The organism is Streptomyces sp. NPDC051907 (assembly GCF_040681075.1).
Taxonomy (GTDB): Bacteria; Actinomycetota; Actinomycetes; order Streptomycetales; family Streptomycetaceae; genus Streptomyces.
In genome coordinates this window covers 1-23,914 of record NZ_JBFAYB010000064.1, presented here as the reverse complement: position 1 = coordinate 23,914, position 23,914 = coordinate 1, and the positions used below count along the sequence as shown (strand labels likewise).

At 73.0% G+C, this 23,914-nt stretch carries 21 protein-coding genes; 8 read left to right on the top strand and 13 right to left on the bottom strand.

Annotated elements, in window-relative coordinates; genetic code table 11:
- Positions 1-15: 15 nt before the first annotated feature.
- A complete protein-coding gene (locus AB0M39_RS28000) occupies positions 16-1,215 on the bottom strand; it encodes a cytochrome P450 (RefSeq protein ID WP_365368697.1) in 1,200 nt (399 codons plus the stop codon).
- A gap of 113 nt (positions 1,216-1,328) precedes the next feature.
- Here AB0M39_RS28000 and AB0M39_RS27995 point away from each other — a divergent pair, with 113 nt between their 5' ends.
- Positions 1,329-1,955, top strand: coding sequence for a response regulator transcription factor (locus AB0M39_RS27995; RefSeq protein ID WP_365368696.1), 627 nt, complete (start codon positions 1,329-1,331; stop codon positions 1,953-1,955).
- 46 nt (positions 1,956-2,001) lie between these two features.
- Here the strand turns inward: AB0M39_RS27995 and AB0M39_RS27990 are convergent, their stop codons facing one another.
- The 3 genes from AB0M39_RS27990 to AB0M39_RS27980 form a co-directional block, all read right to left on the bottom strand.
- A complete protein-coding gene (locus tag AB0M39_RS27990; protein WP_365368695.1) occupies positions 2,002-3,252 on the bottom strand; it encodes a histidine kinase in 1,251 nt (416 codons plus the stop codon).
- 95 nt (positions 3,253-3,347) lie between these two features.
- Positions 3,348-5,624: a TOMM precursor leader peptide-binding protein gene (locus AB0M39_RS27985; RefSeq protein WP_365368693.1), complete on the bottom strand. Its 2,277-nt coding sequence runs from the start codon at positions 5,622-5,624 to the stop codon at positions 3,348-3,350.
- Between the two features lie 9 nt (positions 5,625-5,633).
- On the bottom strand, positions 5,634-5,996 hold the full coding sequence (locus AB0M39_RS27980; RefSeq protein WP_365368692.1) for a hypothetical protein: 363 nt from the start codon (positions 5,994-5,996) through the stop codon (positions 5,634-5,636).
- Positions 5,997-6,281: 285 nt separating this feature from the next.
- Between AB0M39_RS27980 and AB0M39_RS27975 the strand changes: the two genes are divergently transcribed.
- The 3 genes from AB0M39_RS27975 (at position 6,282) to AB0M39_RS27965 (ending at position 8,863) form a co-directional block, all read left to right on the top strand.
- A complete protein-coding gene (locus AB0M39_RS27975; protein WP_365368691.1) occupies positions 6,282-7,103 on the top strand; it encodes an AfsR/SARP family transcriptional regulator in 822 nt (273 codons plus the stop codon).
- A 117-nt stretch (positions 7,104-7,220) separates the two neighbouring features.
- Positions 7,221-7,979 (top strand): thioesterase domain-containing protein, encoded by a 759-nt coding sequence (locus tag AB0M39_RS27970; protein WP_365368690.1) that lies wholly within the window; start codon positions 7,221-7,223, stop codon positions 7,977-7,979.
- Between the two features lie 29 nt (positions 7,980-8,008).
- A complete protein-coding gene (locus tag AB0M39_RS27965; RefSeq protein WP_365368689.1) occupies positions 8,009-8,863 on the top strand; it encodes an AfsR/SARP family transcriptional regulator in 855 nt (284 codons plus the stop codon).
- Positions 8,864-8,890: 27 nt separating this feature from the next.
- Here the strand turns inward: AB0M39_RS27965 and fabI are convergent, their stop codons facing one another.
- The 9 genes from fabI to AB0M39_RS27920 all read right to left on the bottom strand — a co-directional run bounded on the left by fabI (position 8,891) and on the right by AB0M39_RS27920 (position 19,695).
- Positions 8,891-9,664: an enoyl-ACP reductase FabI gene (gene fabI / locus AB0M39_RS27960; RefSeq protein WP_365368688.1), complete on the bottom strand. Its 774-nt coding sequence runs from the start codon at positions 9,662-9,664 to the stop codon at positions 8,891-8,893.
- A complete protein-coding gene (locus AB0M39_RS27955; protein ID WP_365368687.1) occupies positions 9,661-10,827 on the bottom strand; it encodes a hypothetical protein in 1,167 nt (388 codons plus the stop codon). Before AB0M39_RS27955 ends, fabI begins: the two co-directional genes overlap by 4 nt.
- Positions 10,824-12,218 (bottom strand): hypothetical protein, encoded by a 1,395-nt coding sequence (locus AB0M39_RS27950; RefSeq protein WP_365368686.1) that lies wholly within the window; start codon positions 12,216-12,218, stop codon positions 10,824-10,826. Before AB0M39_RS27950 ends, AB0M39_RS27955 begins: the two co-directional genes overlap by 4 nt.
- Positions 12,215-13,636, bottom strand: a complete 1,422-nt coding sequence (locus AB0M39_RS27945) for a DUF6002 family protein (RefSeq protein WP_365368685.1) — start codon at positions 13,634-13,636, stop codon at positions 12,215-12,217. Before AB0M39_RS27945 ends, AB0M39_RS27950 begins: the two co-directional genes overlap by 4 nt.
- A gap of 73 nt (positions 13,637-13,709) precedes the next feature.
- Complete coding sequence (locus tag AB0M39_RS27940) at positions 13,710-15,104, bottom strand: condensation domain-containing protein (RefSeq protein WP_365368684.1); 1,395 nt, start codon at positions 15,102-15,104, stop codon at positions 13,710-13,712.
- A 4-nt stretch (positions 15,105-15,108) separates the two neighbouring features.
- Positions 15,109-16,398, bottom strand: a complete 1,290-nt coding sequence (locus tag AB0M39_RS27935; protein ID WP_365368683.1) for an MFS transporter — start codon at positions 16,396-16,398, stop codon at positions 15,109-15,111.
- A 78-nt stretch (positions 16,399-16,476) separates the two neighbouring features.
- On the bottom strand, positions 16,477-17,841 hold the full coding sequence (locus AB0M39_RS27930) for a hypothetical protein (RefSeq protein ID WP_365368682.1): 1,365 nt from the start codon (positions 17,839-17,841) through the stop codon (positions 16,477-16,479).
- Positions 17,842-17,873: 32 nt separating this feature from the next.
- Positions 17,874-18,281 carry an aspartate 1-decarboxylase gene (gene panD, locus AB0M39_RS27925; RefSeq protein WP_365368681.1) on the bottom strand — a complete coding sequence of 136 codons (408 nt, stop codon included), beginning with the start codon at positions 18,279-18,281 and terminating at the stop codon, positions 17,874-17,876.
- A gap of 85 nt (positions 18,282-18,366) precedes the next feature.
- Positions 18,367-19,695, bottom strand: coding sequence for a condensation domain-containing protein (locus AB0M39_RS27920; RefSeq protein ID WP_365368680.1), 1,329 nt, complete (start codon positions 19,693-19,695; stop codon positions 18,367-18,369).
- A gap of 374 nt (positions 19,696-20,069) precedes the next feature.
- Between AB0M39_RS27920 and AB0M39_RS27915 the strand changes: the two genes are divergently transcribed.
- From AB0M39_RS27915 to AB0M39_RS27900, 4 genes are all read left to right on the top strand, one after another.
- Positions 20,070-21,323, top strand: coding sequence for an aldehyde dehydrogenase family protein (locus AB0M39_RS27915; protein ID WP_365368679.1), 1,254 nt, complete (start codon positions 20,070-20,072; stop codon positions 21,321-21,323).
- A complete protein-coding gene (locus AB0M39_RS27910; RefSeq protein WP_365368678.1) occupies positions 21,320-21,904 on the top strand; it encodes a hypothetical protein in 585 nt (194 codons plus the stop codon). The genes AB0M39_RS27915 and AB0M39_RS27910 overlap by 4 nt, the downstream gene beginning before the upstream one ends.
- Positions 21,901-23,619, top strand: coding sequence for a thiamine pyrophosphate-binding protein (locus tag AB0M39_RS27905; RefSeq protein ID WP_365368677.1), 1,719 nt, complete (start codon positions 21,901-21,903; stop codon positions 23,617-23,619). The genes AB0M39_RS27910 and AB0M39_RS27905 overlap by 4 nt, the downstream gene beginning before the upstream one ends.
- Positions 23,616-23,914, top strand: a 299-nt coding sequence (locus AB0M39_RS27900; RefSeq protein WP_365368676.1) for a hypothetical protein, incomplete at its 3' end; no start/stop codon positions are given. The genes AB0M39_RS27905 and AB0M39_RS27900, both read left to right, overlap by 4 nt.

Here is a 23,914-nt window from a genome sequence, read left to right as displayed (position 1 = left end):
ACCCCCGTACCGCACTCAGCTCCAGGTCACCGGCAGCGACTCGAGCCGGTTGACCAGCAGCCCGGTGTGCATACGGACCTCGGCCACCGGAACCGCCAGCCGCAGCGCCGGGAAGCGGCGCGCCAGCGAGGCCAGCGCGATCTGCAGCTCCGCCCGGGCCAGCGGCGCGCCCAGGCAGTAGTGCGGGCCGTGGCCGAACGCCAGATGGGGCGCGCCCCGCCGGGCCGGATCGAAGCGGTCCGCGTCCGGGAAGCGGCGCTCGTCCCGGTTGGCGGAGCAGATCGCGCCGATGACCGCGCTGCCCGCGGGCACCGTCGCCCCCGCCACCTCGATCTCCGCCGTGGTGACCCGCAGCGGCCCGCCGTCCCCGATGGGGTTGATCCGCAGCAACTCCTCGACCAGCACGGCCAGATCCTCGGGCGCGTCGGGCACCAGACCCATCCCGCCGTCGTGCCGGAGCAGGGTGAACACGGACGTCCCCAGCACCCCGACCGTCGTCTCGTGCCCGGCGATCAGCAGGGTCATCGCCATGGTGATCAGCTCGTGCTCGGTCAGCGGCCCCTCCTCGTCGCGCACCTCCACCAGCGCGCTGAGCAGGTCCTCGCCGGGCTCCTTGCGCTTCTCGGCGACGAGCTGCTGGAGATAGCCGACGAGCGCGAGCTTGTGCTCCAGCATCTGCTGCGGGGTGTGCGCGGTCAGCGAGAGGATCGCGTCGGACCACTCCCGGAACCGCTCGCGGTCCGCGAACGGCACGCCCAGCAGCTCGCAGATGACGGCCACCGGATACGGGAAGGCGAACGCGTCGTTGAAGTCGACCGGGCCGCCGCGCTCCGCCATCGCGTCCAGCAGGCCGTCCGCCAGCTCCTGGATGCGCGGCCGCAGCAGCTCGGTGCGCCGGGGCGTGAAGGCCCCGGACACCAGCGAGCGCAGCCGGGTGTGCTCCGGCGGGTCCATGGTGAACAGGCCGCCCGCGTCGAAGGGCGCCTTGGTCAGCTTCGGCGACTTCGGCAGCACGGTCGCCGCCCTGCTGCACCGCGCGTCGGAGAGCACTGTGCGCACATCGTCGTACCTGGTGAACAGGTACGCTCCGTCGCCGCTCGGCATCACGACCTCGGCGGCCGGACACTGGCCGCGCAGACGCGCGTACTCCTGCGGAAGGTCCGTCGCCGAGCGGCGAGGGGGAGGGTAGCTGCGCACGGCGGAGTCCTGAGGCATGGCCACACCGTCCGACCTGGTACTCGGGATGTGCTCGAGCGGGTGTCCAGAGTCACCGGGGGAGGTATTCTCGCCTTCCGCCGACACGGGGTAGGGCGGGCAGGGGAGGCCTGGTGCCAGGGGGAGCTTCGCGCACGATTCGGGTGGTCCTCGCCGAGGACATGCATATGGTGCGGGGCGCGCTCGTCGCTCTGTTGAACCTTGAACGCGACATCGAGATCGTGGCGGACGTCGGCACGGGCGACGGGATTCTGCCGGCGGTCCTCGAGCACCTGCCCGACGTCGCGGTCGTCGACATCGACCTGCCCGGCGTGGACGGCCTGACGGCCGCCGCCCAGGTGCACGCCAAGCGGCCGGAGTGCCGGACGCTGATCCTCACGGGCCTGGGCCGGCCGGGCAATCTGCGCCGCGCGCTGGAGGCGCAGGTCTCCGGCTTCATCCTCAAGGACGCCCCGCCCAGCCAGCTCGCGGACGCCATTCGCCGCGTCGTGGCCGGCGAGCGGGTCATCGACCCCCAACTGGCCCTCGACGCCTGGTCCGCCCGGGACAACCCGCTCACCGCGCGGGAGGCGGAGGTGCTGCGGATGGCGGCGGACGGCGCTGAGGCCCCGGACATCGCGGCGCAGCTCTATCTGACCGTGGGCACGGTACGGAACTATCTGACGATGGTCGTCACCAAGCTGGGAGCGCGCAACAGAGTGGACGCCATCCGCATCGCACGGGAACAGGGCTGGCTCTAGCGGCCCTTCGGCCCCGCGCGCCTCGCACCGTCGCGCGCACGCCGGATCAGACGGCGCTGCGCGCCCCGTCCGGGCGGTCCGCCTCGCGCGCGATCCGCAGCGCGCGCACCCCCTCCGGCGCCGGCGCCGGGGCGCTCAGCGGTACCTCGGCCTCCAGATGGAATCGCCCGTCCTCCCGCACTCCGGCGACCAGAGTGCCGCCGATCGCGGAAATCCGGGTGCACAGATTCCCGATTCCCGAGCCGCCGTCCGTGGAATGCGGATCGGCGGTGCGCTGCACTCCGTCATTGACCACGCGCAGCACCACCCGGCCTCGGTCCGAGTGGTGTGCGGTGACCGTGCAGTTCCGTACGGCGCTGTGCCGCAGCACATTGGTGATTCCCTCGCGCAGCACGGTGGCGAGCGCCGTGCCGACCGGCTCGGGCATTTCATGGACCGTGGATTCGACCTCGATATGAATCCCGGCCGCGTTGAACACCGACTTCGCCGATTCCAGCTCGGTCGGGAAAGAGAGATTCCGGTAGCTGCGGGCGACGGCGCGGACGTCGGCGAGCGCCTGCCGGGAGATCTCCAGCACCGTGGAGAGCTCGTCCGCGGCCCTGGCGGGATGCTGGTCGATCAGCCGCAGGGTCAGCTCGCCGCGCAGCGTGATCGCCGAGAGGCTGTATCCGAGCAGGTCGTGCAGGTCGCGGGCGAAGCGCAGCCGCTCCTGCTCGACGGCCAGCCGGGCGATCTCCCGCTGTGCGGAGCGGAGTTGGACCACCATCTCGGCCAGCCAGGTCAGGCCGTAGATGGTGGCGGTCAACAGCAGGCAGGAGACTCCCACATAGGCGACCTCGAGCGGCGCCATGCCGAACGAGAAGGCCAGCGCCATCACCGAGGACAGGACCAGGCCGGCGCTCAGCCAGGACCACGGCGGGCGGAACGTCAGCAGCAGCGTGCCGGACAGGAAGCCGGGCAGGCCGACCCAGATCGGCCCGAGCAGCAGCACCGGGACGTAGGTCAGGACGGCCTGAACGGCGAGGATCCAGTACGTATGGCGTCTTCGGAGCCGGGTGCGCCTGGGCACCGACCGGATGACCTGGACGGCGAAGATCGCGACGAGCGCCGAGCCGCCGACGACCAGCTGTGCCAGGCTTTCGCGCACCATGAGCAAGTGCAGCGTCGCCGCCCCCAGATAACTCGCCAGTGCGACGACGAGAATGGCGAGGGCGATCCTGGAGGCCAGCTCCTCCTCGCCCCCGCCATGGAATGACCTGGACGGCTCGATCTGCCTGCGATTGTTCAAAGTTCTCACTTGTGCATGATCCGCATTCAGCATGCGTCTCCCCGTTGCACCACATGAAGTGGCTTGATCCTAGGGGAGATCTGGCGGGTGTGTGACTGCAATAACTAGACAAAGAGCGGGATCGGATTGAGCTCCTCGTAGGTAATCGGCGTCTTCCGGCGGCCGAGTGTCACCGGTACGTCGAAGAGCCTGCCCGGGGCATATCGCGCCCAGAAGTGACGCAGCCCGGGCACGATCACCTTGACGACCGGAATGTCGATGTCCGGTCGCGTCTGGTCCAGGACGAGAAGCTCCATGCCGTGGGCCCGTACGATCCGTTCGGCTGCGTGAACGTCGTCCAGCAGGTCCTCGCGGGGCGTGTACGGGAAGTCCTCCCGCACCCGGGCCGGCGTCTCGGGATCGGGCGTCAGATAGGGCTGGTCGGCGACGGTCTTGCGGTGGCACCAGTCGAGCAGCGTCGGATCGTCGAAGGCGTACCCCCCGCCCGGATTCGACGGGGTCATCGCGGGCAGGAGCTGGTTCATCTCGGTGAGCGCGCGCCGCAGGGCGAGCGCGGGGTCGAAGTGGCAGCCGAAGCCGAACACGATGTTCTCCTGCGGCCCCCGGGTGCACCGCGAGACCGCGGCCATCGCGGGAATGCCGAGGTCAGCGGTGAGATCCAGGACCCAGAACTCCCGGTCGAGATCGGCGTACCAGCGGCGCATCTCCTCGAACCAGGGGTCGCCGAAGGAGTCGAGGTCGACGCCCGGCTGGCGGGTGCGGTTGTACCACCACAGGGCGACCGAATCGCGCTCGACCAGCTCGAAGAAGCCTTGCAGCACGGCGTCCTCGATGCTGCAGCCCGCCGCGTTGCCGTTGGAGTCGGCGCGGGCGTACGTCGGGCCGGGCGGCTGCGGCGCCGCGTAGTAGAGCAGGGAGGTCGGCGCCATCCGGTGCACTCCCTTGGTCACGGACCACACAGGTGTCCAGTCGATCACCGCGTTCTCGTCGAAGGGGTCGCAGACATGCTGCGGGAAGGGCTGCACCGCGTTCCAGCGGTGCCGCTGGGCGAACTGCCGCTCGTCGTAGAGCTGGCTGAGATTGGGATGCAGAGCGGTGTCCCCGAGCTCGCTGAGACTGGATCGGACCCGCGGCTCGTCTCCATGGAAAGTGGCCGAATATCGCTCCAGTGCCTCGCAGAGCGCGCCCACCTTCGCGTCCAGCTCGGTGACGCCCTTGCCCCCGCTGTGCAGGCGCAGTCCGGAGCTCATGGCGGCGACGCCGCTGCCGCGCAGCGCCGGGTTGGCCCCCGAGACGTAGGAGTTCAGGCTGTCGGGACATCGGGGGTCGGGACGCAGGGTGCTCACCACCCCGGACACCCCGCTGACCAGGTGCTCGTAGCGCTCCAGCACCTGACGCGCGGTCAGCGTCCGGTGCCCGCCGCCCGAGCGCGACTTCTTCAGCCGCGAGGCGAGCGGCACCGGACTCCAGCCTCTGGCGGCGACCAGGGCCGGATCGCCGCACTCGGGGCACTGCGGCCGGCGCTCCACCCGGTGGTGGGCGCCCGCCATGCTCAGCGAGTCCAGGGTCCACACCGTCGACTGGTTCTCATGGCGGTAACCCGCCAGCCACTTCGCCGACTCCATCGCGACGATCTGCAGGGCCAGCGCCCGGCTCGCGGCGGTGGCGGCGAGCGGCGGGGCGAGCGGCTCGCCGAGCCCCAGCACGCTGCCCGCGTAGTGCTCGGCCTGCCGGTGGTGGCGCAGCCGGTAGGCCAGGCAGTTCCAGCAGGCGGACCCCTGCCCCGGCTGGAACACCGGGCCCGTCCACAGCTCGACGCCGTGCGGCTTGGCCAGCAGCCACGGCCGCCCGCTCGCCCGCTGGCGCCGGTCGATCTCGGCGAGCTCCGCCGCGAGATAGTGCTCGCAGAGCACGACGGTGAGCTCGCAGTCGTCGTCGCGGCCGATCCGGATCCCCGTCGGGCCGTAGGCGCCGCGCACCGCGTGCTCGCCGGCCGAGGTGAGATCGATCAGCCGCACGCTGCCCGAGGCCAGCCGCTCGGCCTCGTGGCCGGGCTCCACCCCGGCGGACTCCCAGAACGCCGCAGCCGCGGCGACGTCCTGGGAGTCGGCGGACAGGGGCGCCGGATACTGGCGCACCAGGTCCTCCTGGGTGAGCCTGCCGAGCAGGCCGCCGAGCTGGGCCGGTGAGAGCAGTCCCTGGGTGTCCCGGACCAGCGCGGCGAGGTCGCGGCTGCCGTCGAGCAGCGGGGCCAGAACCGACAGGGCGTCGCTCGTGATCGCTGTGACGCCCTGCTCGGAGACGAGGTACGTCGCGTCACCGGGTATGACGGCGCTGGACAGATCGCGCCGAAATCCAACCCGTGGCCGGTCGGAGGACATCGGCGGCCCCTATCGGGCGGACTCGACGCGTGGGCGGAGGCCGACGGCGGCGGCCTCGGTGTGGTCGGGACCCGGCGAGGAGCCGCACAGGGTGCAGGTGAACGACTGGGTCGACGAATGGGTCTTCAGGGACGTCAGGCTGATGATCGTCATCTCCTGCTGCACGTCCGTGGGAAGAGCGGGAATGACCGTGTCCGGGCCGGCGACGATGCCGAACTCGGCGAGGACGGTGAGCGGTTCCAGCGCATAGCGCAGTGCCAGATCGGGCTGGAGGCAACTTCGGGCGACCAGTTCGGCGAAACGCCAGTCGTGGTCGATGTGCGTTCCCTCGGCTTTGTGCGATGTGTTTCCCGTAAACGCGTAACCAGACATCGATCCGCTCCCGGTTTGATGTGAACGTATCAGGGAGATACGAGGGTTTGCGTGTGTGGGTGCGTAAGCAGTCTGCGTGGCCTGAACGTGAATCGAACAGTGGAGACGTCACCACCCTCGATGTGAAGAATTCACGGTCGGGGACTCAGTGATCCACATATCGAGGTCGTGAAGCGCTCACTGTCTCCGTGAGGTCCGGCGTGCGAGGCTTCGTCAACGGTCCCCTCAGCCGAGGGAGCCGGCGGACCGGGTGAGGAAACAGCCATGCCACACAGGGGGCGCCGCGTGCGCATCGACGTACTGGGAACCCTCCACGGCGAGGCCGTGGGCGTCCCGGTGCTGCCGAGCGCCTCCAAGCCGCGGCAGATCCTCGCCCTCCTCGCCCTGAACGCGCAGCACATCGTGCCCGTCCCGGTCCTCATGGAAGAGCTGTGGGGAGCGGGCCCGCCGCGCAGCGCGCCCACCACGCTCCAGACGTACATCCTCCAGCTGCGGCGCCGACTGCGCTCGGCGCTCCCGGAGGGCGACGGAGTGTGGGACAAGGACGTCCTGGTCACCCGGCACGGCGGCTATCTGCTGGACGTCGAGCCCGCCGACGTCGACGCGCTGGAGTTCGACCGGCTCACCCGGGCCGGCCACACCGCCTTCGAGGTCGGCGACATGGCCGCCGCCTCCGGCAGCCTCTCCGCCGCCCTGCGGCTGTGGCGCGGCCCGGCCCTGGCGGACGTGCCCCACGGCCGGCACCTCGGCATCGAGGTGACCCGGCTGGAGGAGAGCCGGGTGGGCGCCGTGGAGCGGCGCATCGGCGCGGACCTGCGGCTGGGACGGCACCGTGAAGTGCTCGGCGAGCTGTGCGCCCTGTGCGAGCGCTATCCGCTCCACGAGAGCCTGCGGGCCCTGCAACTGCTCGCCTACTGCGCGGACGGCCGCTCTTCCGATGCCCTGATCGCGTACAAGCGACTCCGTGAGACTCTGGTCGAGGAACTGGGTCTTGAGCCTTCTCCCCGTATTCAGCGGCTTCACCAGGCGATCCTCCGCGGCGAGGAAGCCATGGAGGCGTGGAGCGGACCCGTGCGCTTCGACGGCGACGGTGAGCTGACCGGCTGACCGCACGCCCCGCACCGCCGTTCCACCGCACTCCACCTCCGATCAAGCGGCCTTCCAGCGGTGGTCGTGACGATCGGGGCCCGCGTAGTCGAGACCGGTGCGGTGTGAGGAGGCGGCGTGAACCAGTATCTCGCGGTGTCGCCGGAGATCCAGGAGTTGCCCGAGCCGGCCCTGCGGCTGTTCTGCTTCCACCACGCGGGAGCCGGGGCCCTGGCGTTCGCCCGTTGGCGGCCGCGCTTCCCGGCGGAGGTACAGGTGCTGCCGGTACGGCTGCCGGGCCGCGAGACCCGACTGCGCGAGCCGCGCATCACCGAGGCCGACCAGCTGCTCGCCGAACTCGACGCCCATCTGGGCCCGTTGCTGGACCGGCCGTACGCCTTCTACGGGCACAGCCTCGGCGCGCTGGTCGCCTACCGGTTCGCCCTCCACCGCGCTCGCGGCGGTGCGCGACCGCCCGTGCTGGTCGGCGTCGGCGCGTGCGCCGCGCCCCATCTGCCCACCCCGCTCGTCGAGCAGTCCGATCAGCCCGACGAGTCCCTGCTGGCCGCGCTGGCCCGATACGGCACACTGCCGCCGTACCTCTTCGAGCGGCCCAAGTGGCTGAGCATCCTGCTCTCCACCCTGCGCGACGACCTTCAGCTCGCACGGAGTCTGCGGGAGGGGTCGGGCGAACGCCTGCCCCTGCCGCTGTACGGCTTCGCGGGCAGCGAGGACCTCGTCGCCACCGTCCCGGCGGTCGCCGCATGGCGCCGCTACACCAGTGTCGCCTTCGATCTGCGGACTGTCCCCGGCGGCCACTTCTTCGTCCGCGACGCGGCGCTGCCGGCCCTGCTGGCGGCGGAGCTGCGTCACCTCGCACCACATCCGATCGCTTGAGCCTGTACACCTCGAAGGGAGTAGCGGATATGGACATCAGCGTGCTGGGGCCGTGCCGGGTCGTCCAGTCGGGGGTTTCCGTCGTCCCCACCGCAGTCAAGCCACGCAAGGTCCTCGCCCTGCTCGCCATGCACCCGGACCAAGTCGTCTCCGTGGGCTCGCTGGTGGAGGAGCTATGGGGCGAAGCCCCGCCCCGCAGCGTGCAGACCACTCTGCAGACGTACATCCTCCAACTGCGCAACCTGATCGCCGCCGCCATCGGCCCGGCCCGCCGGCCGGAGCTGCCCAACGGCGCGAAGAGCATCCTCGTCACCGAGTCGGGCGGCTATCTGCTCGACACCCAGGGCGGCGTCGTCGACGTCAGCGAGTACGAACGCCTCGCCGGGACCGGCCATCGCGCGCTGGAGAGCGGCAACTGCGCGGTGGCGTCCGACGCCTTCCGCAGGGCGCTCTCGCTCTGGCGCGGCCCCGCGCTCGTCGACGTGCAGTGCGGCGCCCTGCTGGAGATCGAGGCCACCCGCCTCGAGGAGTCCCGTCTGAGCATCCTCAACCAGCGCATCGAGGCCGATCTGCGGCTCGGCCGCCACCACGAGCTGGTGGGCGAGCTGTCCGGTCTCGCCGCGCAGCACCCGATGCACGAGGACACCCAAGGGCAGCTGATGCTCGCGCTCTACCGCTCCGGCAGGCGCGGCAACGCCCTGGAGGTGTACCAGCGGCTGCGCTCGGTGCTCTCCCAGGAGCTGGGACTCGACCCGTCGCCGCGGCTCCAGCACCTCCAGCGCGCGATGCTGGAGTCCGCCCTCGAACTGGAGATCCAGCCCGAGCCGGTGCGGGCGGGCGTCGGAGCGGGGGTCGGCGTGGAGCGCGCCCTGCGGGCCCGCTGAAGAGGCCGCGGGGCACGCTCCCGCCGCCTACCCGCCCATAGCGTGGAAACCGCCGTCCACGTGCACGATCTCTCCGGTCGTGCGGGGGAACCAGCCGGAGAGCAGCGCCACACAGGCCCGGGCCACCGGTTCCGGGTCGGTGGAGTCCCAGCCGAGCGGCGCGCGTTCGGCCCACAGCTTCTCGAACTCCTCGGCCCCGGGGACGCCCCGGGCCGCGAGCGTGCGGACGGGGCCCGCCGCCACCAGGTTCACCGTGACGCCGCGCGGTCCGAGGTCCCGCGCGAGATAACGGGACGTCGACTCCAGCGCCGCCTTGGCGACGCCCATCCAGTCGTAGTCCGGCCAGGCCACCGACGCGTCGAAGTCCAGCCCGACGACCGAGGACCCCTGGCCGAGCAGCGGAAGGGCCGCGACCGTCAGCGACTTCAGCGAGTACGCGGAGGTCTGCACCGCCTGTGCCACGTGCGGCCAGCCGGCGGTGAGGAAGCCGCCGCCCAGCGCCTCGGCGGGCGCGTACGCGATGGCGTGCACAACGCCGTCGAGCCCGTCGGTGTGCTCCCGCAGCCGCTCGGCCAGCCTCTGAAGATCCCCCGGCGAGGTCACGTCCAGCTCCACCACCGGGGCCGGCACGGGCAGCCGGGCCGCCGCGCGCCGGGTGTGCGAGGCGGTGGCGCCCGGAGCCGTGAGGATCACCGTCGCCCCCTCGGCCTGGGCGAGCGCGGCGGTGTGGAAGGCCAGCGAGGACCGGTTGAGCACCCCCGTCACCAGAATCCGCCGGCCCGCCAGCAGCCCGTCGCTCATCTCCGCGTCCCCTCCTCGCCGTGTCCGCGCCCAGACGCGGTCGCACCCTCTCCGTGTGCGTGCACCGCGTCCGCCGGATCCTCCCTACGCCGCAGGACCTGCGCCGCGTACTGCATCTGCTCCGCCGCCCATGCCGTCCTCGCCCCCGCGAACCCCTCGCTCAGCTGCGGCAGATGAGGCCGGAGCGCCTCCCGCACGGAAGGCGAGAAGTGTACGTCGCCGACCGGATCGACGCGCACGCCCTCGGCGAGGGTGAGCCGCTCGTTGTAGGCGATGGCCGCGGACAGCGGCAGAGAGCGCGGCAGGTCGAGCTCGACCCGGCCCTCGGCGACCTTGGCGGGGTAGCCGCCCGGCAGCCCCTGCGGCCCCGGCACGGCGGCGCGCAGCTCGGGCCCGCCGTGCAGCGCGGTGATCAGCCGGGCCGCGGTGTGCGCGGTCACCGGGTTGAGCGCCTCGCGCGGCACCGCACGCTGCTCGGCCAGCAACTGCCCCACTCCGCCCAGCTCATGGCCGCCCAGCCAGACCCTGGCCTCGTCCTCCGCACGGTCGGGCCGGTGCAGATGCCGGTGGTGGGCCAGCACCCGCAGCCCGCGCCGGGCCGTGGGGCCGAGCGCGGCCCGCACGGACGCGGTGACCAGCATTCCGTTCCCGACCCCGCACACCACGGGCAGCCCGAGCCGGTACAGCAGCGGATTGACCGCGTCCGGGTAGCAGGCGTTGACCAACTGCGCCCGGGAGCCGATCTGCTCGAGCGCCCGCCCGACGCGGAGCGTCACGGCCGCCTGGAGCGGCAGCGTCACGGCGAACCCGCACCGGTCCAGCAGCCTCGTCCAGGCGGACGGCGCACGGTCGCGCTCCCAGGGCGAGTGCCACGAGGCGCACACCAGGACCGTGGTCGGCCGCAGCGCCGCCAGCCTCTCCCGCAGCGCCGCGTCGTCGGGGTCGAGCTCTCCCGCGGTGAACTGGCGCGTCACCCGGCTGAGCGCCGCCTCCGCCCCCGCCAGATAGCAGACGGAGGAGGCCCGCCGGCTGTCGCGCCCCAGGACGTGCACCTGGTCGGGACCCTGCGCCGCCGGGACGCGGGCCAGCGCGACGCAGACGGCACGGGCCAGGGAACCGGTGCCGACGACCACGAGCGTGGGCCGCTCCGGTCGCCGGCTCATCGCCGCGCCTCCTCGGCCCAGGTCAGCACGGCGTTCTCGGCGGCGCCCGCCCCGCCGACGCTGACCACGCCGCGCGAGGCGGCGTGCCCCTCCTCGTCGGCGAGGAACCGGGCCCAGCAGCCGCCGGGCCGGTCGCCGAAGAGCATGGGGCTGAGCACGGGGGCGACATGTGCGGTGAAGACGCTCTGGCCGTCGGTGAGTTCGAGGGGGCAGGTCGCGGCCTCGACGTACTCCTGGACGACGCTGTCACGACGGGCGAACGCGGCCTCGACGGCTCGCTGCCAGTCGGCGGGCTCGGTGTGGCGGCCCACCAGGACCTCCCGGCCCATCATCCCGATCGCCTTCTTCAACACGAACTCCTCCCTCCGCTCCACCGTCAGCCGCACCAGCTCGTGCTCCTCGCCGCGCCACGCGGTGCGGCCGCGCAGGGTGATCCGGGTCCACGGCAGATGCCGGTCGGCGAGGCGGCGTTCTGCGCGGGTCATCCAGGGGCGGCCCTCGGAGACGAGAGCGAGGGCCTTCTTGTTGGCGAGGAGTCCGCTGCTCTGGGGCGGGAGGAGGAGCATTCCTGAGCGCTGGGCGTCGCGGACGGGCTCCATGCTGATGCCCCTGTCCCTCCAGTCGGCCGGGGCGAAGTTGCGCAGACCGAGCGGGTAGCGCAGGCTTCCGGGCCGGCCGAGCGCCTCGGTCAAGGCGTCGGGCTCGAAGAAGTCGGCGGTGAAGCCCCGGCGGCGGAACTGCTCCAGCTCCAGCTCCTGGAAGCGGATGTCCGCGTCGTCCTGGAGGTCGCCCAGACTGCCGACGACCGCGACGGCCCTCGGCAGCCGGCGGCTCGCGCACACGTCCTCGAAAGCCCGCACCCGCGCGGCCAGCGGGTCGTGCCCGAAGAACCGCTCGCTGTGCGTGTGCTCCCAGACGGCCGCGAGCCCCGTCGTCTCGTTGGGGCCGCCGAAGGTGCCGCTGACGTTGAACTCCAGCAGCTGCGGCCCGTCCTCGCCGATGACGATGTCGGGCCGGGCCATCATCGAGCAGTACTCGGTCTCCGTGTGGTCCTGCCCCGACAGCAGCGGATAGTCGCCGAGATCGGCGCCCAGCGCCCTGGCCCGCTCGGGCCAGCCGCCGCCCAGCGCGAGCACCGCGCGGCGCACCAGCGCCAGCAGCGTGCGGGCGACGTCGAACAGCTCGTCGTACGAGGCGCGCGGCAGGACGAAGGGCTGCGCAGGCAGCCACGGCCCGGGAAGCGACACGCTCAGCCCCGCCAGCCGCTCCCGCAGCAGCTCCGCCACCTCGCCCGGCGACGCGGTGCGCAGACTCGACGGCTCGGGCCGGTCCTCGTCGACGAACCAGGGGTGCCCTGTCCGGGCCGCCTGGCGTGGCGCCGCACTGGTCATGGCCGCCGTCCGCGGTGCGAGGAGGCGGGGCCCATGGCGCGGCTGACGACCGGGTGCATCGCGTGGACATCGCCCGCCGAGTGCAGCCGATGGGCGGGTATCGGGGAGAAGTCCGTCTCCGCGTACGACCCCGAGCCGTGCACCAGCACCTCGGGCTCGGTCATGAGCCCCCGGTCGACGGCCTCCATCACACCGGTGAAGACCATGACGAGGGACCACTCGCGCAGCAGGCGCGGGTCGTGCGGAAGCTCGACGCCCGAGGGGCGGAGCAGCTCGCGGATCCGCGCGTAGCGGCTGAGGCACTCGTGCAGGGAGACGACGATCCCGCCGCCGCCGTTCGCCTTGATCATCGGGGTCATGACCCGGCTGGTCGCCGGAGTGCGGGTGTAGAACGTCGGGTCGACGACCTCCATCGGATGGTGCGTGGCGCCCGGGAAGCGGGGGTCGGCGCTCTGGTGGTACAGCCCGGTCGCCGGGTCCAGGGCGTAGCGGGGCATCCGCTCGCGGGAGGCGTCGCCGTGCACCAGGTCCAGCACCATGTCGGGGGTGCTCAGATGCTGTACGAGGAAGTAGCGCGGCGGGACGGCCGCGGCGCCGGCGCGGGTGAGCGAGGTCCCGTAGTGGTGGCCGAGCAGCCCGAACGCGCTGGAGACGGCGTGCGCGTGCACGCGTCCGCCCTGCGGCGGCGGGGGCAGCAGGTCCTCTTCGAGCAGGGCGCGCACGCTGTCGGCGGCCTGGTAGTTGCCCAGGTCGAGGGTGTACCACAGGGCGCTGCCGTACCGGGTGCGCAGCATGTCGGCGTGCTCGTCGTAGTAGGAGCGGGCGAGCTCCTTGACGCCCGCGGGGTCCGCACCCGGATAGGCGATGACGGGGTTGCGGCGGCGCAGCTCGGGGTCGGAGCTGAGCGGCGAGTCCCAGAGCTTGGCCCGCGAGCGCTCCGGCACCACGCTGACGATGCGCAGCTGGTCGCGGTCGGCGAGCCCGGCGCGGTGGGCGCGCAGCACCGCGTCGCGCAACGCGGTCGCCTTGTTGCCGGACGAGGGCGTGAGCAGGGTGACCGGCTCCTCGGTGCGCCGGATGTAGGCCACCGCGCGGGCCACCATCAGCAGCGAGCCGAAGGTCTTCGTGGTCCGGGCGCCGGGATTGCGCCGCAGGTCCAGAAGGTGCATCCGGGTGTCGCGGTAGTCGGCGAGGCGCACGACGGCGGCCTCGGACGCCTCCAGATAGCGGCGCACGGCGTCGTCGAGCGGCGGAAGCTCCGCGCCGGGGGGGAAGTCGCCGGGCAGGGAGCGCTGTTCGTGCAGGGCGCGCACGGCCCGGCCCACCGTCTCCCAGTAGCGGGCGAGGGCGGGGACCGCCGAGGCGGGCGCGGTGGCGGCGGTGTGCTGAGACTGGTCGGTGGTCTCGGTGCTGTTCATCTCCGGCTGACTCCTGACTCTGCAGCGGCAAGGGAAAACGTGGGGGAAGAGCGGTCCGGACAGGGCACGGGCGCTAGGTGAAGTGGCGGCGGATCAGCCGGTACGCCTCGGCCAGCGGCAGCTCAGGCCGGGCGGACGCGGCCTCGACCAGGCCGAGGGCAGCGGCGATGAACGGCGCGCCGTCCGGCAGGACGCGCGGATCGTGCTCGACGCGGAAGACGAGCGGGGCGTCCATGTCCTGGACCAGGCGCACCCGCAGCGGGAAACGGGCGGTCTGGTCCTCGGGCTCCATCTCCGCGGCGAGCTCGGGCGGCGGGGGCAGGATCCGCAGCCCTGCGGCCTTCAGCCGGCCGAGCGGCGGCAGGAAGTTGAAGACGGCGATCCGGTTGGCCTCGCTCTCGGGCGTCTCCAGCTCGCGCAGCGACAGCCCGTACAGCGGCGGCGACGCCGCGTTGGCCTGTACGAAGCCCGCCAGCCAGTCGCGCAGCCGGTCCGCCGTCCGGGCTGGCGGAACGGTCACCGCGTGCTCGGCGAGCGGGCCCGGGACATTGAGCCAGTCGCGGCGGTGGCGGCCGTTGCGGAAGTAGTTGACCGGCACGAAGCGCGGGTCGGCAGCGTCGCTCCACGCGGAGAGGGTCAGCTGGGTGACGGCCAGCAGCAGCCGGTGGCGGTCCGCGTCGACGGCCGACGCGAGGGCGTTGATCGTGTCGAGGTCCTGCGCGCCCAGAGGCGTCTGGGCGGCGGCGTCGGTGCTGTACGGAGGACGAAGGCCGCTGTCCGCGCCAGGGAAGACCGGCCGTCGGCGCGGATCCGCCGCCCGCTTCAGCGCCTGGGCCCAGTACGTCCGTGCCGCGGCGCGGTCCGCCGAGCCCTCGGCGAAGCGTCGGGCGAAGTCATGGAAGGCGGGGAAGGGAGCGGGCAGCGTGGTCCGCTCGCCCTTCAGCAGCGCGTACCGGCGCAGCAGATGACGGATGATCAGCACCAGAGTGCGGCCGTCGGCGCAGGCGTGGTCGAGGGCGATCAGCAGCAGATGCTCCTCGGTCCCGGTGCGCGCCAGCAGCAGCCGTGCCGCCGGATCCTCCTGGAGGTGGAAGGACTCCTCGGCGGCCTGCCGCAGCACCGTGCGGATCACCTGGCGCGCCGGGCCCGGCGCGATCTCCGCGAGCCGGGCGGGCGGCCGCCCGCGGTCGGGGACCCAGCGCACCGTGCCGTCGTACGAGCGGAGCCGGCCGCGCAGCACGTCCACGTCCGCCAGGACCTCGCGGGCCGCCCGCGCCAGCAGCTCCGCCTCCAACGGGCCGCGCAGCACCAGCAGTTCATGGACCGGCGGATAGCGGTGCGCGATCGGCGAGCCGTCGGGGCCGTACTCGGCGCGCAGCAGCATCTCCCGCTGCAGACCGTACGGCTCGACGCCCGGCAGCGCGGCGGCCGCGGGCGCGCCGAGGCGTTCCTGGGGGGCGGTGTCCATCGGCTCACTCCTCGGCGGATACGGCGGCGGGGGCGGCGACGGGCGTCTTCCGCTCCGGCGGCGGCCTTCTGCCGCCGAGCAGCCCGGGCGCGAGCATCAGCGCGGGACCGGCCATCGCCACGGCGATCAGGGCGGCCAGGCTCAGCTCGCCGAAGCCGGTCAGCGCCCCCGACGCCCAGACCCCGAGCACGAGGAAGGCGTCGCAGAGCGGGATCAGCAGCGCGAAGTAGCGTCCGGTCATCCGGGCCGCGAGCCGGCTCTGCACCTCGGCGTAGAACACGACCGTGCCGACGGCCTCGAACGCGCCCGCCAGCACGAGCACGGCGATGGCCGGCGCCGGATGGTCCAGCAGCGGAAGCATCAGCCAGCAGACTCCCTCGACCACGTTCACCGTCATATAGACGGCGCCCTGGCGAAACCGTCCGAACGCGGCGGCGAGAAAACCCCCGAGCGAGGCGCCGAGCCCAATTCCGGCGGCGAGATAGCCGAACATTCCGGGAACGCTGTCGTAATGATTGAGTGCGTAGAGCGGAAGGAAGAGCTTGCTGATTCCAAAGCCGAACATATAAGTGAAGGAAGTGAGCGTCATCACCGCGAGGAAACGGTCCTTCGTGACGAGCCGCGTCAGCTCCCGCACATTGTCGACGAACATCCGGCGCAGCGTGAGAGCCAGCGCCGACCGCCGGCCGCCCCCGGCCGCGGCGGGCGCTGTGGGCCCCGCGTCGTCGGCCGCGACGGGCGGCGGCGCGGGCATGCCGATCAACAGCAGCGCGGCGAGGAGAGCGAAGGCCGCGTCCGTGAAGAACAGCAGCGACATCCCGAACGGCACGAGCAGGCCGGCGACCGCGGGCCCGATGAGGTTCGGCAGCCGCTGCGCCGAGACCAGCAGCGCGTTCCCGCGCAGCTCGGCCCCCGCGGGCACGGCCACCGTGCGCAGCGACATCCGGGCCGGCACCCCGAAGGCGTACGCGACGCCGGAGGCCACCGCCAGCAGCTGGATCTGCCACAGCGCGTCCGCGGCCGGCAGCAGAGGGATCACCAGCGCGCCGCCGAGCGCGCCGCCCATCGCGTAGCGGCGCGGGTCCCCGCGGTCCACGAGATCCCCGACGACCGCTCCGAACAGCACGTTCGGCAGCAGCTCCAGGGCGAGCGTGAGCGCGGCCTGCACCCCCGAGCCGTACTCCTTGAGCACCAGCAGGGGCAGCCCGACGGCCGTCATGGTCGCGCCGAGCCTGAGGGCGAACAGGGACAGGGCCAGTCTGAGCAGCGGCCAGTTCCGCGGTGACTCACGCATAGACGCGCTCCCGTCGAACGATGCGGACGGCCGCTGCACGTTAGCCGGACGGTCTTGAGGACAACTGGAGTCCAGGCCTCAGGCCCAGGTCAGCACCGCGTTCTCGGAGGCGCCATAGGCGCTGACGCTGACCACTCCGCCGGCCGCCGGCTTGGCCGCGTAGTAGCGCGCCATGCAGCCGCCGGGCCGGTCGCCGAAGAGCATGGGGCTGAGCACGGGGGCGACCTGCGCGGTGTAGAGGCTCTGGCCGTCGGTGAGTTCGAGCGGGCAGGTCGCGGCCTCGACGTACTCCTGGACGACGCTGTCGCCGCTGACGAACGCGGCCTGGACAGCTCGCTGCCAGTCGACGGGCTCGGTGTGGCGGCCCACCAGGACCTCTCGGCCCATCATCCCGATGGCCTTCTTCAGCACGAACCGTTCGGGCCGGTCGAGCACCAGTCGCACCAGCTCGTGCTCCTCGCCGCGCCAGGCGGTGCGCCCGGGCAGGGTGATACGGGTCCAGGGCAGGTGCCGGTCGGCGATGCGGCGTTCGGCGCGGGTCATCCAGGGGCGGCCCTCGGAGACGAGGGCGAGGGCCTTCTTGTTGGCGAGGAGCCCGCTGCTCTGCGGCGGGAGGAGGAGCATTCCAGAGCGCTGGGCGTCGCGGACGGGCTCCATGCTGATGCCGCGCTCCTTCCAGTCGGCCGGGGCGAAGTTGCGCAGGCCGAGCGGGTAGCGCAGGCTTCCGGGCCGGCCGAGGGCCTCGGTCAGGGCGTCGGGCTCGAAGAAGTCGGCGGTGAAGCCCCGCCGTCTGAACTGCTCCAGCTCCAGCTCCTGGAAGCGGACGTCGGCGGTGTCGAGCAGATCCCCGAGGCTCCCGACGACCGCGATCGCCCTCGGCAGCCCCCGGCTCGCGCACACGTCCTCGAAAGCCCGCACCCGCGCGGCCAGCGGGTCGTGCCCGAAGAACCGCTCGCTATGGGTGCGCCGCCACACTGCGCTCAGACCGTGCGTCTCGTTCGGGCCGCCGAAGGTGCCGCTGACGTTGAACTCCAGCAGCTGCGGCCCTCTTTCGCCGATGACGATGTCGGGCCGGGCCATCATCGAGCAGTACTCGGTCTCGGTGTGGTCCAGCCCCGACAGCAGCGGATAGTCGCCGGGCTCCGCGCCGAGCGCCTCGGCCCGCTCGGGCCACCCGCCGCCCAGCGCGAGCACCGCCCGTCGCACCAGCGCCAGCAGCGTACGGGCGACGTCGAACAGCTCGTCGTACGACCGCTGCGGCACCACGAACGGCTGGGCCGGCAGCGGGCCTTCGAGCGGCACGCTCAGCCCGGCCAGCTCCCGGTGCAGCAGCTCATGGGTCTCGGCGGCGGAGAGCAGCCGCAGCGACGCGGGATCGGGGTGCTCGCCGTCCGTGAACCAGGGGTGGGATCCGGCCTGCGCGGACGCGGTGCTGCTGCTCATGGGCCACTCTCCTCGGGGTCTCGCCGGATCGGTCAGCGGACGAACTCGCCGCGCCAGGAGCCCGCGACGGGCTCCGTCAGATCCGCGCCGGCGCCGGTGATCCGGTTGTCGCCGTCGACGAAGACGACCCGCGGGCGGTGGTCCGCCAGCTCGGAGTCGTGCAGCATGCCGTAGCCGATGATGATCACGAGGTCGCCGGGGGAGACCAGCCGGGCCGCCGCGCCGTTGACGCCGATGACGCCGGAGCCCGGCTCGCCCTCGATGACGTACGTGGACAGCCGGGCGCCGTTGTTGACGTCCACGACGTCGACCTTCTCGCCGGCGATCAGCCCGGCGGCCTCGAGCAGTTCGCAGTCGACGGTGATGGACCCGACGTAGTGCAGGTCCGCGTGGGTGACGGTGGCGCGGTGGATCTTCGACTTGAGCAGTTCTCTGAACATCTCTGCTTCCTCCGGGAGTAACACGGCCGCTATGGCCTGAGTGCGGTACGCGGGGCGGCTCGACGGTTGCCTGCGGGTGCGTCGATCACCCCCAGTGCGCCCGGACCCGGCGGCACGCCTCGTCCAGCGAGGTCCGCGGCCGCCGTCCGGCCAGCTGCACGAGGTCCAGGAGCGCCGCGGCGAACGGGCCGCCGTCGGGCAGCACCCGCGGATCGTGGTCGACATGGAGGACCAGCGGCCCGTCCAGGTCCTGGAGCAGCCGTACGTAGATACCGAACCGGTTTCGGGCGTCCTCGGGCTCCAGCGCCTCGGACAGCTCGGCGGAGCAGGGCACGACCCGCAGGCCCTCGGCGCGCATCCGGCCCAGCGGCGGCAGGAAGTTGAACAGCACCAGCCGGTCCGCCTCGGTCTCGGGCGTCTCGAACTCCCGCAGCGCATGCCCGAAGAAGGGCGGCGACGCGGTGTTCGCGGCGACGAAGGCGCTGAGCCAGGCTCCCAGCTCACGGGCCCCGGGCTCCGACCGCACGCTCACCGCGGGCTCGGCCAGCGGCCCCGGGACATTGAGCCAGTCCCTGCGGTGGCGGCCGCTGCGGAAGTAGTTGAGCGGCACGAAACGAGGAGCCTCGCCGCCCTCGGGCGGGCACCATGCGGAGACGACCAGCTCGGTCGCGGCCAGGAAGACCTGGTGGCGGTCGGCGCCGAGGGCCGCGGCGCTCTCCCGTACGCCGGCCAGCTCCGCGTCGCTCAGCGCGCGCACGCTACGGCGCTCGGTGCGGCGGTCGTGCAGCGGCTGCCAGCCGCCGCCGGGGAACGAGGGCCGCCGGCCGGGCTCCGCCGCGAGCTCCAGCGCCCGCCGCCAGTACCTCCGGGCGCTCTCCTGCTCGTCCGCCTGCTCGCCCGTCGCGCCCGCGAACCGCGCGGCGAAGGAGCGGAAGGAGGGCAGGGCGCCCGGGGCCGGGCCGGGTCCCGCGCGCAGCGCGGAGTACCAGCGCAGCAGCCTGCGGACGATCAGGACCAGCGTGCGCCCGTCGGCGCAGGCGTGGTCCAGCGCGATCAGCAGCAGATGCTCCTCGTCGCCGGTCCGCGCGAGCAGGAAGCGCGCCGCCGGGTCCTCTTGGAGATGGAAGGGCCGGTAGGAGGGGGCGCGCAGCGACCGTGCGACGACCGCGAGCCGCGTCCCCGGCGCCACGTCCTCCAGCCGCGCCGGAGGGCGGCCGTCGGGAACCCAGCGCACCGTGCCGCCGAAGGACCGCAGCCGGCCGCGCAGCGCGTCGACGTCCTCGGTCGCCAGCCGGACCGCCGTCGCGAGCGCCTCGCGGTCCAACGGACCGTGCAGCTCGATCAGCTCATGGACCGGCGGATAGCGGTGGAGGGTCGGATGGCCGTCCGCGTCGTAGTCGGCGCGCAGCAGCATGGCGCGCTGGAGTCCGTACGGCTCGACGCCTGGAAGCGGTCGGCGGCCCGGACAAGCGGAATCGACAGCCGGTGAATCCACGCTCCCCGAAGGGACGTCGGCGATCGCGCCGCGAGCGGGAATCGAGCGCGTGGGTATTTCTCTTGAGAGTAATTCGCCGACCCGCTCCTTCTCCTTCTCCTTCTCTTCTCTGGACACGAATTCCTTCTTCTGTCTACTGTGGCTGTCATCGCTGCATCGGGATGAGTTCCACGCTCTAGTGCCAAGAGCGTAGGAACATTAGTCGTACGGTCTCGAGAACTGCTGGAGACCTTTCGGCTGCCCACCGGTTCCGTCGGCCCGCCGACAGCCCCGTGCCGCGAGGAGACAGCTCGATGAGCCATCCGTCCATGCCTGTCCTGGAGTCGTTCACCCGTACCTGGCCCAATCTCGAAGCCGCGCACGAGAAGGCGATGAGGACGGCCTCCGCCCTGCTGAGCTGCCGCGACGACCTGCTGGCGCAGTTGACCCGGGTGGCCACCTACAGCAGTGCCCGCGACGAACTGCTGCGCTCGATAGGGGCGTTGACGGGAGCGCCCTGGGAGCTGGCGCGCAACTGCCCGCCCCAGCTCTCCCGGCTCTCGGTGTTCCTCCCGTCGAACAACATCCTCTACTCATACGCCCTGTTCGGCCTGATCCCCGCGCTGTACTGCGACGAGGTGGTCATCCGGCCGTCCGCGCGCATCCGGGACACCGCCTACGCCGTGCACAAGCTGATCAGCAGCCGCCTCGACCCGGACCTCGCCCAGCGGATCAAGATGATCGACGTCTCCCAGCGGCAGTTCAAGCCGGTCTGCTCGGCCTCCGACGCGGTCGTCTTCACCGGGCAGCCCTCCAACGCGTACGACGTGATGAACGACGTCGGCGACCGGCCGCTGTTCCTCGTCATGGGCTCCGGGCCCAACCCGCTGATCGTCGGCCCCCGCACCGACCCCGGCGCGGCCTGCCGCGCGATCCTGCGCGCCCGGCTCTACAACTCCGGCCAGGACTGCCTCTGCCCGGACGTGGTCTTCGTGCACCGGCTGCGCCTCGACGCGATCGTGGAGCAGCTGCGCGCCGAGCTGTCCGTCCTCACCGTCGGGGCGCGCAGCTGGCCCGACACCGTGCTCACCCCGCTGGTCTACGACGACGCCGTGGAAGGCGCGGCCGAGTTCCTCGCCGAGAACGCCGACCATGTGGTCAGCGGCGGCGAGGTGGACGCCGACCGGATGCTGGTCGAGCCGTCGCTGCTGGTCTTCCCCGAGGGGACCGGCTTCCATCCGCCGGAGCTGTTCTCGCCGGTCTTCTGCATCGTGCCGTACGAGGACCCGGAGATGCTCCGCGAGTGGGCCCGCAGCCCCGAGGAGCTGGAGCGGGGGATGTACGTCTCCGTGCTCGGCGAGCCCCGGCTGACGGGCGAGACCCTGGGCACCGGCGTCATCAGCCGCAACGCCACCACGCTCGACGCGGAGGACGGCAACCAGCCGTTCGGCGGGTACGGCGTGCACGCCAGCAGCATCCGGCGCGACGGGCGGCTGATCGGCCGGCCGCTGCTGCTGTCGGCGGAGGCCGGACTGCGGCAGTCCGTCATCACCGGGCCGCTGCGGTGAGCGCAACGACGACGACGATTCCGCCGGGGGCCCGCGCCGGGTTCGCGCGGGCGCTGGTCGCCGACGTCGGGCGCCCGGGCCCCGGCGCCGTACAACTGGTCGCCCGCGTCCTCGCGGAGCTGGTCGCCGAGCCGGAGCCGCCGCGCGAGGCGCCCATCGTGCTCGCCGCGACCGACTACTGCCTGCGTGCCGTCGCCGAGTTCACCGCGAAGTGCGAGGACACCGCCCAGCGGCTGCGGCCCTCGGTGTCGCTGGCGCTCGAACCGTCCCTGCTGCTCGGCCGGTTCACCGTCGAGCACGCCTGGCAGGGCCCCTGCTACGCCCTGGCGACGCCCGGCGGCGCCGGCGAGTCGGCGCTGCGCTGGGCCATGGCCGCGGTCGAGTCGGGCACGGTCCCCGCCGCGGTGGTCTGCGAGGTCGTGCACGGACGAGCGGCGGGCGAGGAGACCCTGCTCGCGGCGGCGGCGCTGATCGGCCCGGACGGCGCCACGACGAGCGAGGCACGCCTGCTCGGCGGAGCGCTCGACGGCCTGGACAGCGTGCTGCTCCGCGCCGCCCGCGGGGAGGCGGTGCGGACATGAGCGCCGATGTGTGGCAGCGGGCCGCCGACTGCCTGGCCGACGCCGGCTGCGAGACCGTCTTCGGCCTGCCCACCGACGAACCCGGGCTGCTCGACGCGGCCGACGCGCACCCCAAGCTGCGCGCGGTCGGGGTACGGGCCCACCGCGCCGGCGCCTGCATGGCGGTCGGCCACGCCCAGATCACCGGCAAGCCCGTCGTCCTGGCGCTGGGCGCGGGACCGCCGTTCGGCGACGCCGTCACCGCGCTGGTCGAGGGCGACTCGGTGTGCGCGCCGCTCATCGTGGTGACCACCCGCGTCCCCGCCGAGGGGCTGGGACGCGGCGGCTTCCAGGACGTCGACCAGGCGGCCCTCGCCGCGGCCTTCACCACCACGTATCTACGCGTGCCGAACGCGGGAGCGCTGACCTGGGCGCTGCGCAGAGCCGTGCACATGTCCGTCAACGGCCGGCCCGGAGTGAGCGTCGTCGAGATCGCCCACGAGGCCACCGAGGGCGTCGCCGGCGCCCAGCCGTACAGCGGGCCCGTGCGGCGACTGCGCTCCGTGCCCGCCGACGACGAACTGCGGCGCGCCGCAGGCGTCCTGGCCGCGGCCGAGCGCCCGCTGCTGCTCCTCGGCGGCGGCGCCCGCGCGGCCGGAGCGGGCCCCGCGGCGCTCGCGCTGGCCGAGCGCTGGGGCGCGCCCGTCATGACGACGGCGGCCGGGCGCGGCGCCGTGCCGGAGGACCATCCGCTGGTCTGCGGCTCGGTCGGGCTGTACGCCACACCGCCGCTGGAGACCGTCCAGTGCGGAGCGGACACCGTGCTCGCCGTGGGCAGCCGACTGGAGGAGACCGCCCGGATGGGCTGGGACACCCTCGACGAGGTCGCCCTGGTGCAGATCGACTGCGACCCGGCCGCGTTCGGCGGGGGAATGGCCGAGCCCGCGGCCGCGCTCCTCGGCGACGCCGCCCAGACGGCGTCCCGGCTGACCGCGCTGCTGCCGGAGCGGAGCCCGGCGCGCACCGACTGGCTGCGCGGCGCGGCCCGCGCCCGGCGCACGGCCTGGCTCAGCTGGACCGCCGAAGGCGACTGCGCGGCCTCGCCCGCGCGCACCGCCCTGCACGCGCTCGACGAGATCCTCCCCGACGCCGTCACCGTCCACGACAACGGCCTCAACGACATCTGGTCCTACCACTGGCCCGTCCACCGGGTCGGGCCGCGCGGGCGAACCGTCGTCCCCGGCGAGCAGACGATGCTCGGCTTCGGCACGGCCGCGGCGCCCGGCGTCGCCCTCGCCGCCCAGGGCCGCCCCACCGTCGTGGTGTGCGGCGACGGCGGCGTCGAGATGGGCCTGGACGCCCTGCCCACCGCCGCCGAACTCGGCCTCGGACTGGTCCTGCTCGTCTTCGACAACCAGGGCTACGGCTGGCCCCGGCTGCTGCGCACCGAAGTGGGCGCGCCCGCCGGACTCACCCGCTTCGCCCGCCCGATGCCCGTCGACGACATCGTCCGCGCCCTGGGCGGCGAGGCCGTCTCGCCGGACCTCGACGCGATCCCCGCGGCCCTGCGCCGGGCGCGGGAGACCGCGGCGTCGGGGCGCATCGCGCTGGTCCGGATCGCCGTGGCCGACGGCGACGTGCCGCCCGGCGTCAGAAGGCTGTTCCTGACCGAGGGCCCCCAAGGAGCAGCGCACGCCGAGGAGGACCGGTCAGTCGAAGGGGGAGACCCGATATGAGCGCAGTCCCCGGCGCCCTCGTCGTCGACGGGGAGCCGATCACGCCCGCCGCCCTGCGCACGGCCGTCGACCGCACGGTCCGGGCCGTCCAGCGCGCACTCGGCTCGCCCGGGCCCGCCGTCGGCGTCGACGCGACCACCGGACCGGCCGTGATCGTCGCCGCGCTCGCCGCCGAGCGGCTCGACGCGCCGCTGTTCCTGCGCGGCCACTGTGCCGCCGTACAGGAGTGGCCGCCGCAGGTCGGCGCGGTCGTCGCGCCCAGCGGCGGCGACCTCGCCCCCCGCGTCGCGGCCGC

What these genes read in the sequence shown, in the direction of transcription:
- AB0M39_RS27920 (WP_365368680.1), bottom strand. Translation starts at nt 19,695, where the DNA reads ATGCTGCTGCGCGCCGACTACGACGCGGACGGCCATCCGACCCTCCAC.
- AB0M39_RS27980 (WP_365368692.1), bottom strand. Translation starts at nt 5,996, where the DNA reads ATGTCTGGTTACGCGTTTACGGGAAACACATCGCACAAAGCCGAGGGA.
- AB0M39_RS27940 (WP_365368684.1), bottom strand. Translation starts at nt 15,104, where the DNA reads ATGGACACCGCCCCCCAGGAACGCCTCGGCGCGCCCGCGGCCGCCGCG.
- fabI (WP_365368688.1), bottom strand. Translation starts at nt 9,664, where the DNA reads ATGAGCGACGGGCTGCTGGCGGGCCGGCGGATTCTGGTGACGGGGGTG.
- AB0M39_RS27965 (WP_365368689.1), top strand. Translation starts at nt 8,009, where the DNA reads ATGGACATCAGCGTGCTGGGGCCGTGCCGGGTCGTCCAGTCGGGGGTT.
- AB0M39_RS27930 (WP_365368682.1), bottom strand. Translation starts at nt 17,841, where the DNA reads ATGAGCAGCAGCACCGCGTCCGCGCAGGCCGGATCCCACCCCTGGTTC.
- AB0M39_RS27915 (WP_365368679.1), top strand. Translation starts at nt 20,070, where the DNA reads ATGAGCCATCCGTCCATGCCTGTCCTGGAGTCGTTCACCCGTACCTGG.
- AB0M39_RS27905 (WP_365368677.1), top strand. Translation starts at nt 21,901, where the DNA reads ATGAGCGCCGATGTGTGGCAGCGGGCCGCCGACTGCCTGGCCGACGCC.
- panD (WP_365368681.1), bottom strand. Translation starts at nt 18,281, where the DNA reads ATGTTCAGAGAACTGCTCAAGTCGAAGATCCACCGCGCCACCGTCACC.
- AB0M39_RS27935 (WP_365368683.1), bottom strand. Translation starts at nt 16,398, where the DNA reads ATGCGTGAGTCACCGCGGAACTGGCCGCTGCTCAGACTGGCCCTGTCC.
- AB0M39_RS28000 (WP_365368697.1), bottom strand. Translation starts at nt 1,215, where the DNA reads ATGCCTCAGGACTCCGCCGTGCGCAGCTACCCTCCCCCTCGCCGCTCG.
- AB0M39_RS27955 (WP_365368687.1), bottom strand. Translation starts at nt 10,827, where the DNA reads ATGAGCCGGCGACCGGAGCGGCCCACGCTCGTGGTCGTCGGCACCGGT.
- AB0M39_RS27985 (WP_365368693.1), bottom strand. Translation starts at nt 5,624, where the DNA reads ATGTCCTCCGACCGGCCACGGGTTGGATTTCGGCGCGATCTGTCCAGC.
- AB0M39_RS27945 (WP_365368685.1), bottom strand. Translation starts at nt 13,636, where the DNA reads ATGAACAGCACCGAGACCACCGACCAGTCTCAGCACACCGCCGCCACC.
- AB0M39_RS27950 (WP_365368686.1), bottom strand. Translation starts at nt 12,218, where the DNA reads ATGACCAGTGCGGCGCCACGCCAGGCGGCCCGGACAGGGCACCCCTGG.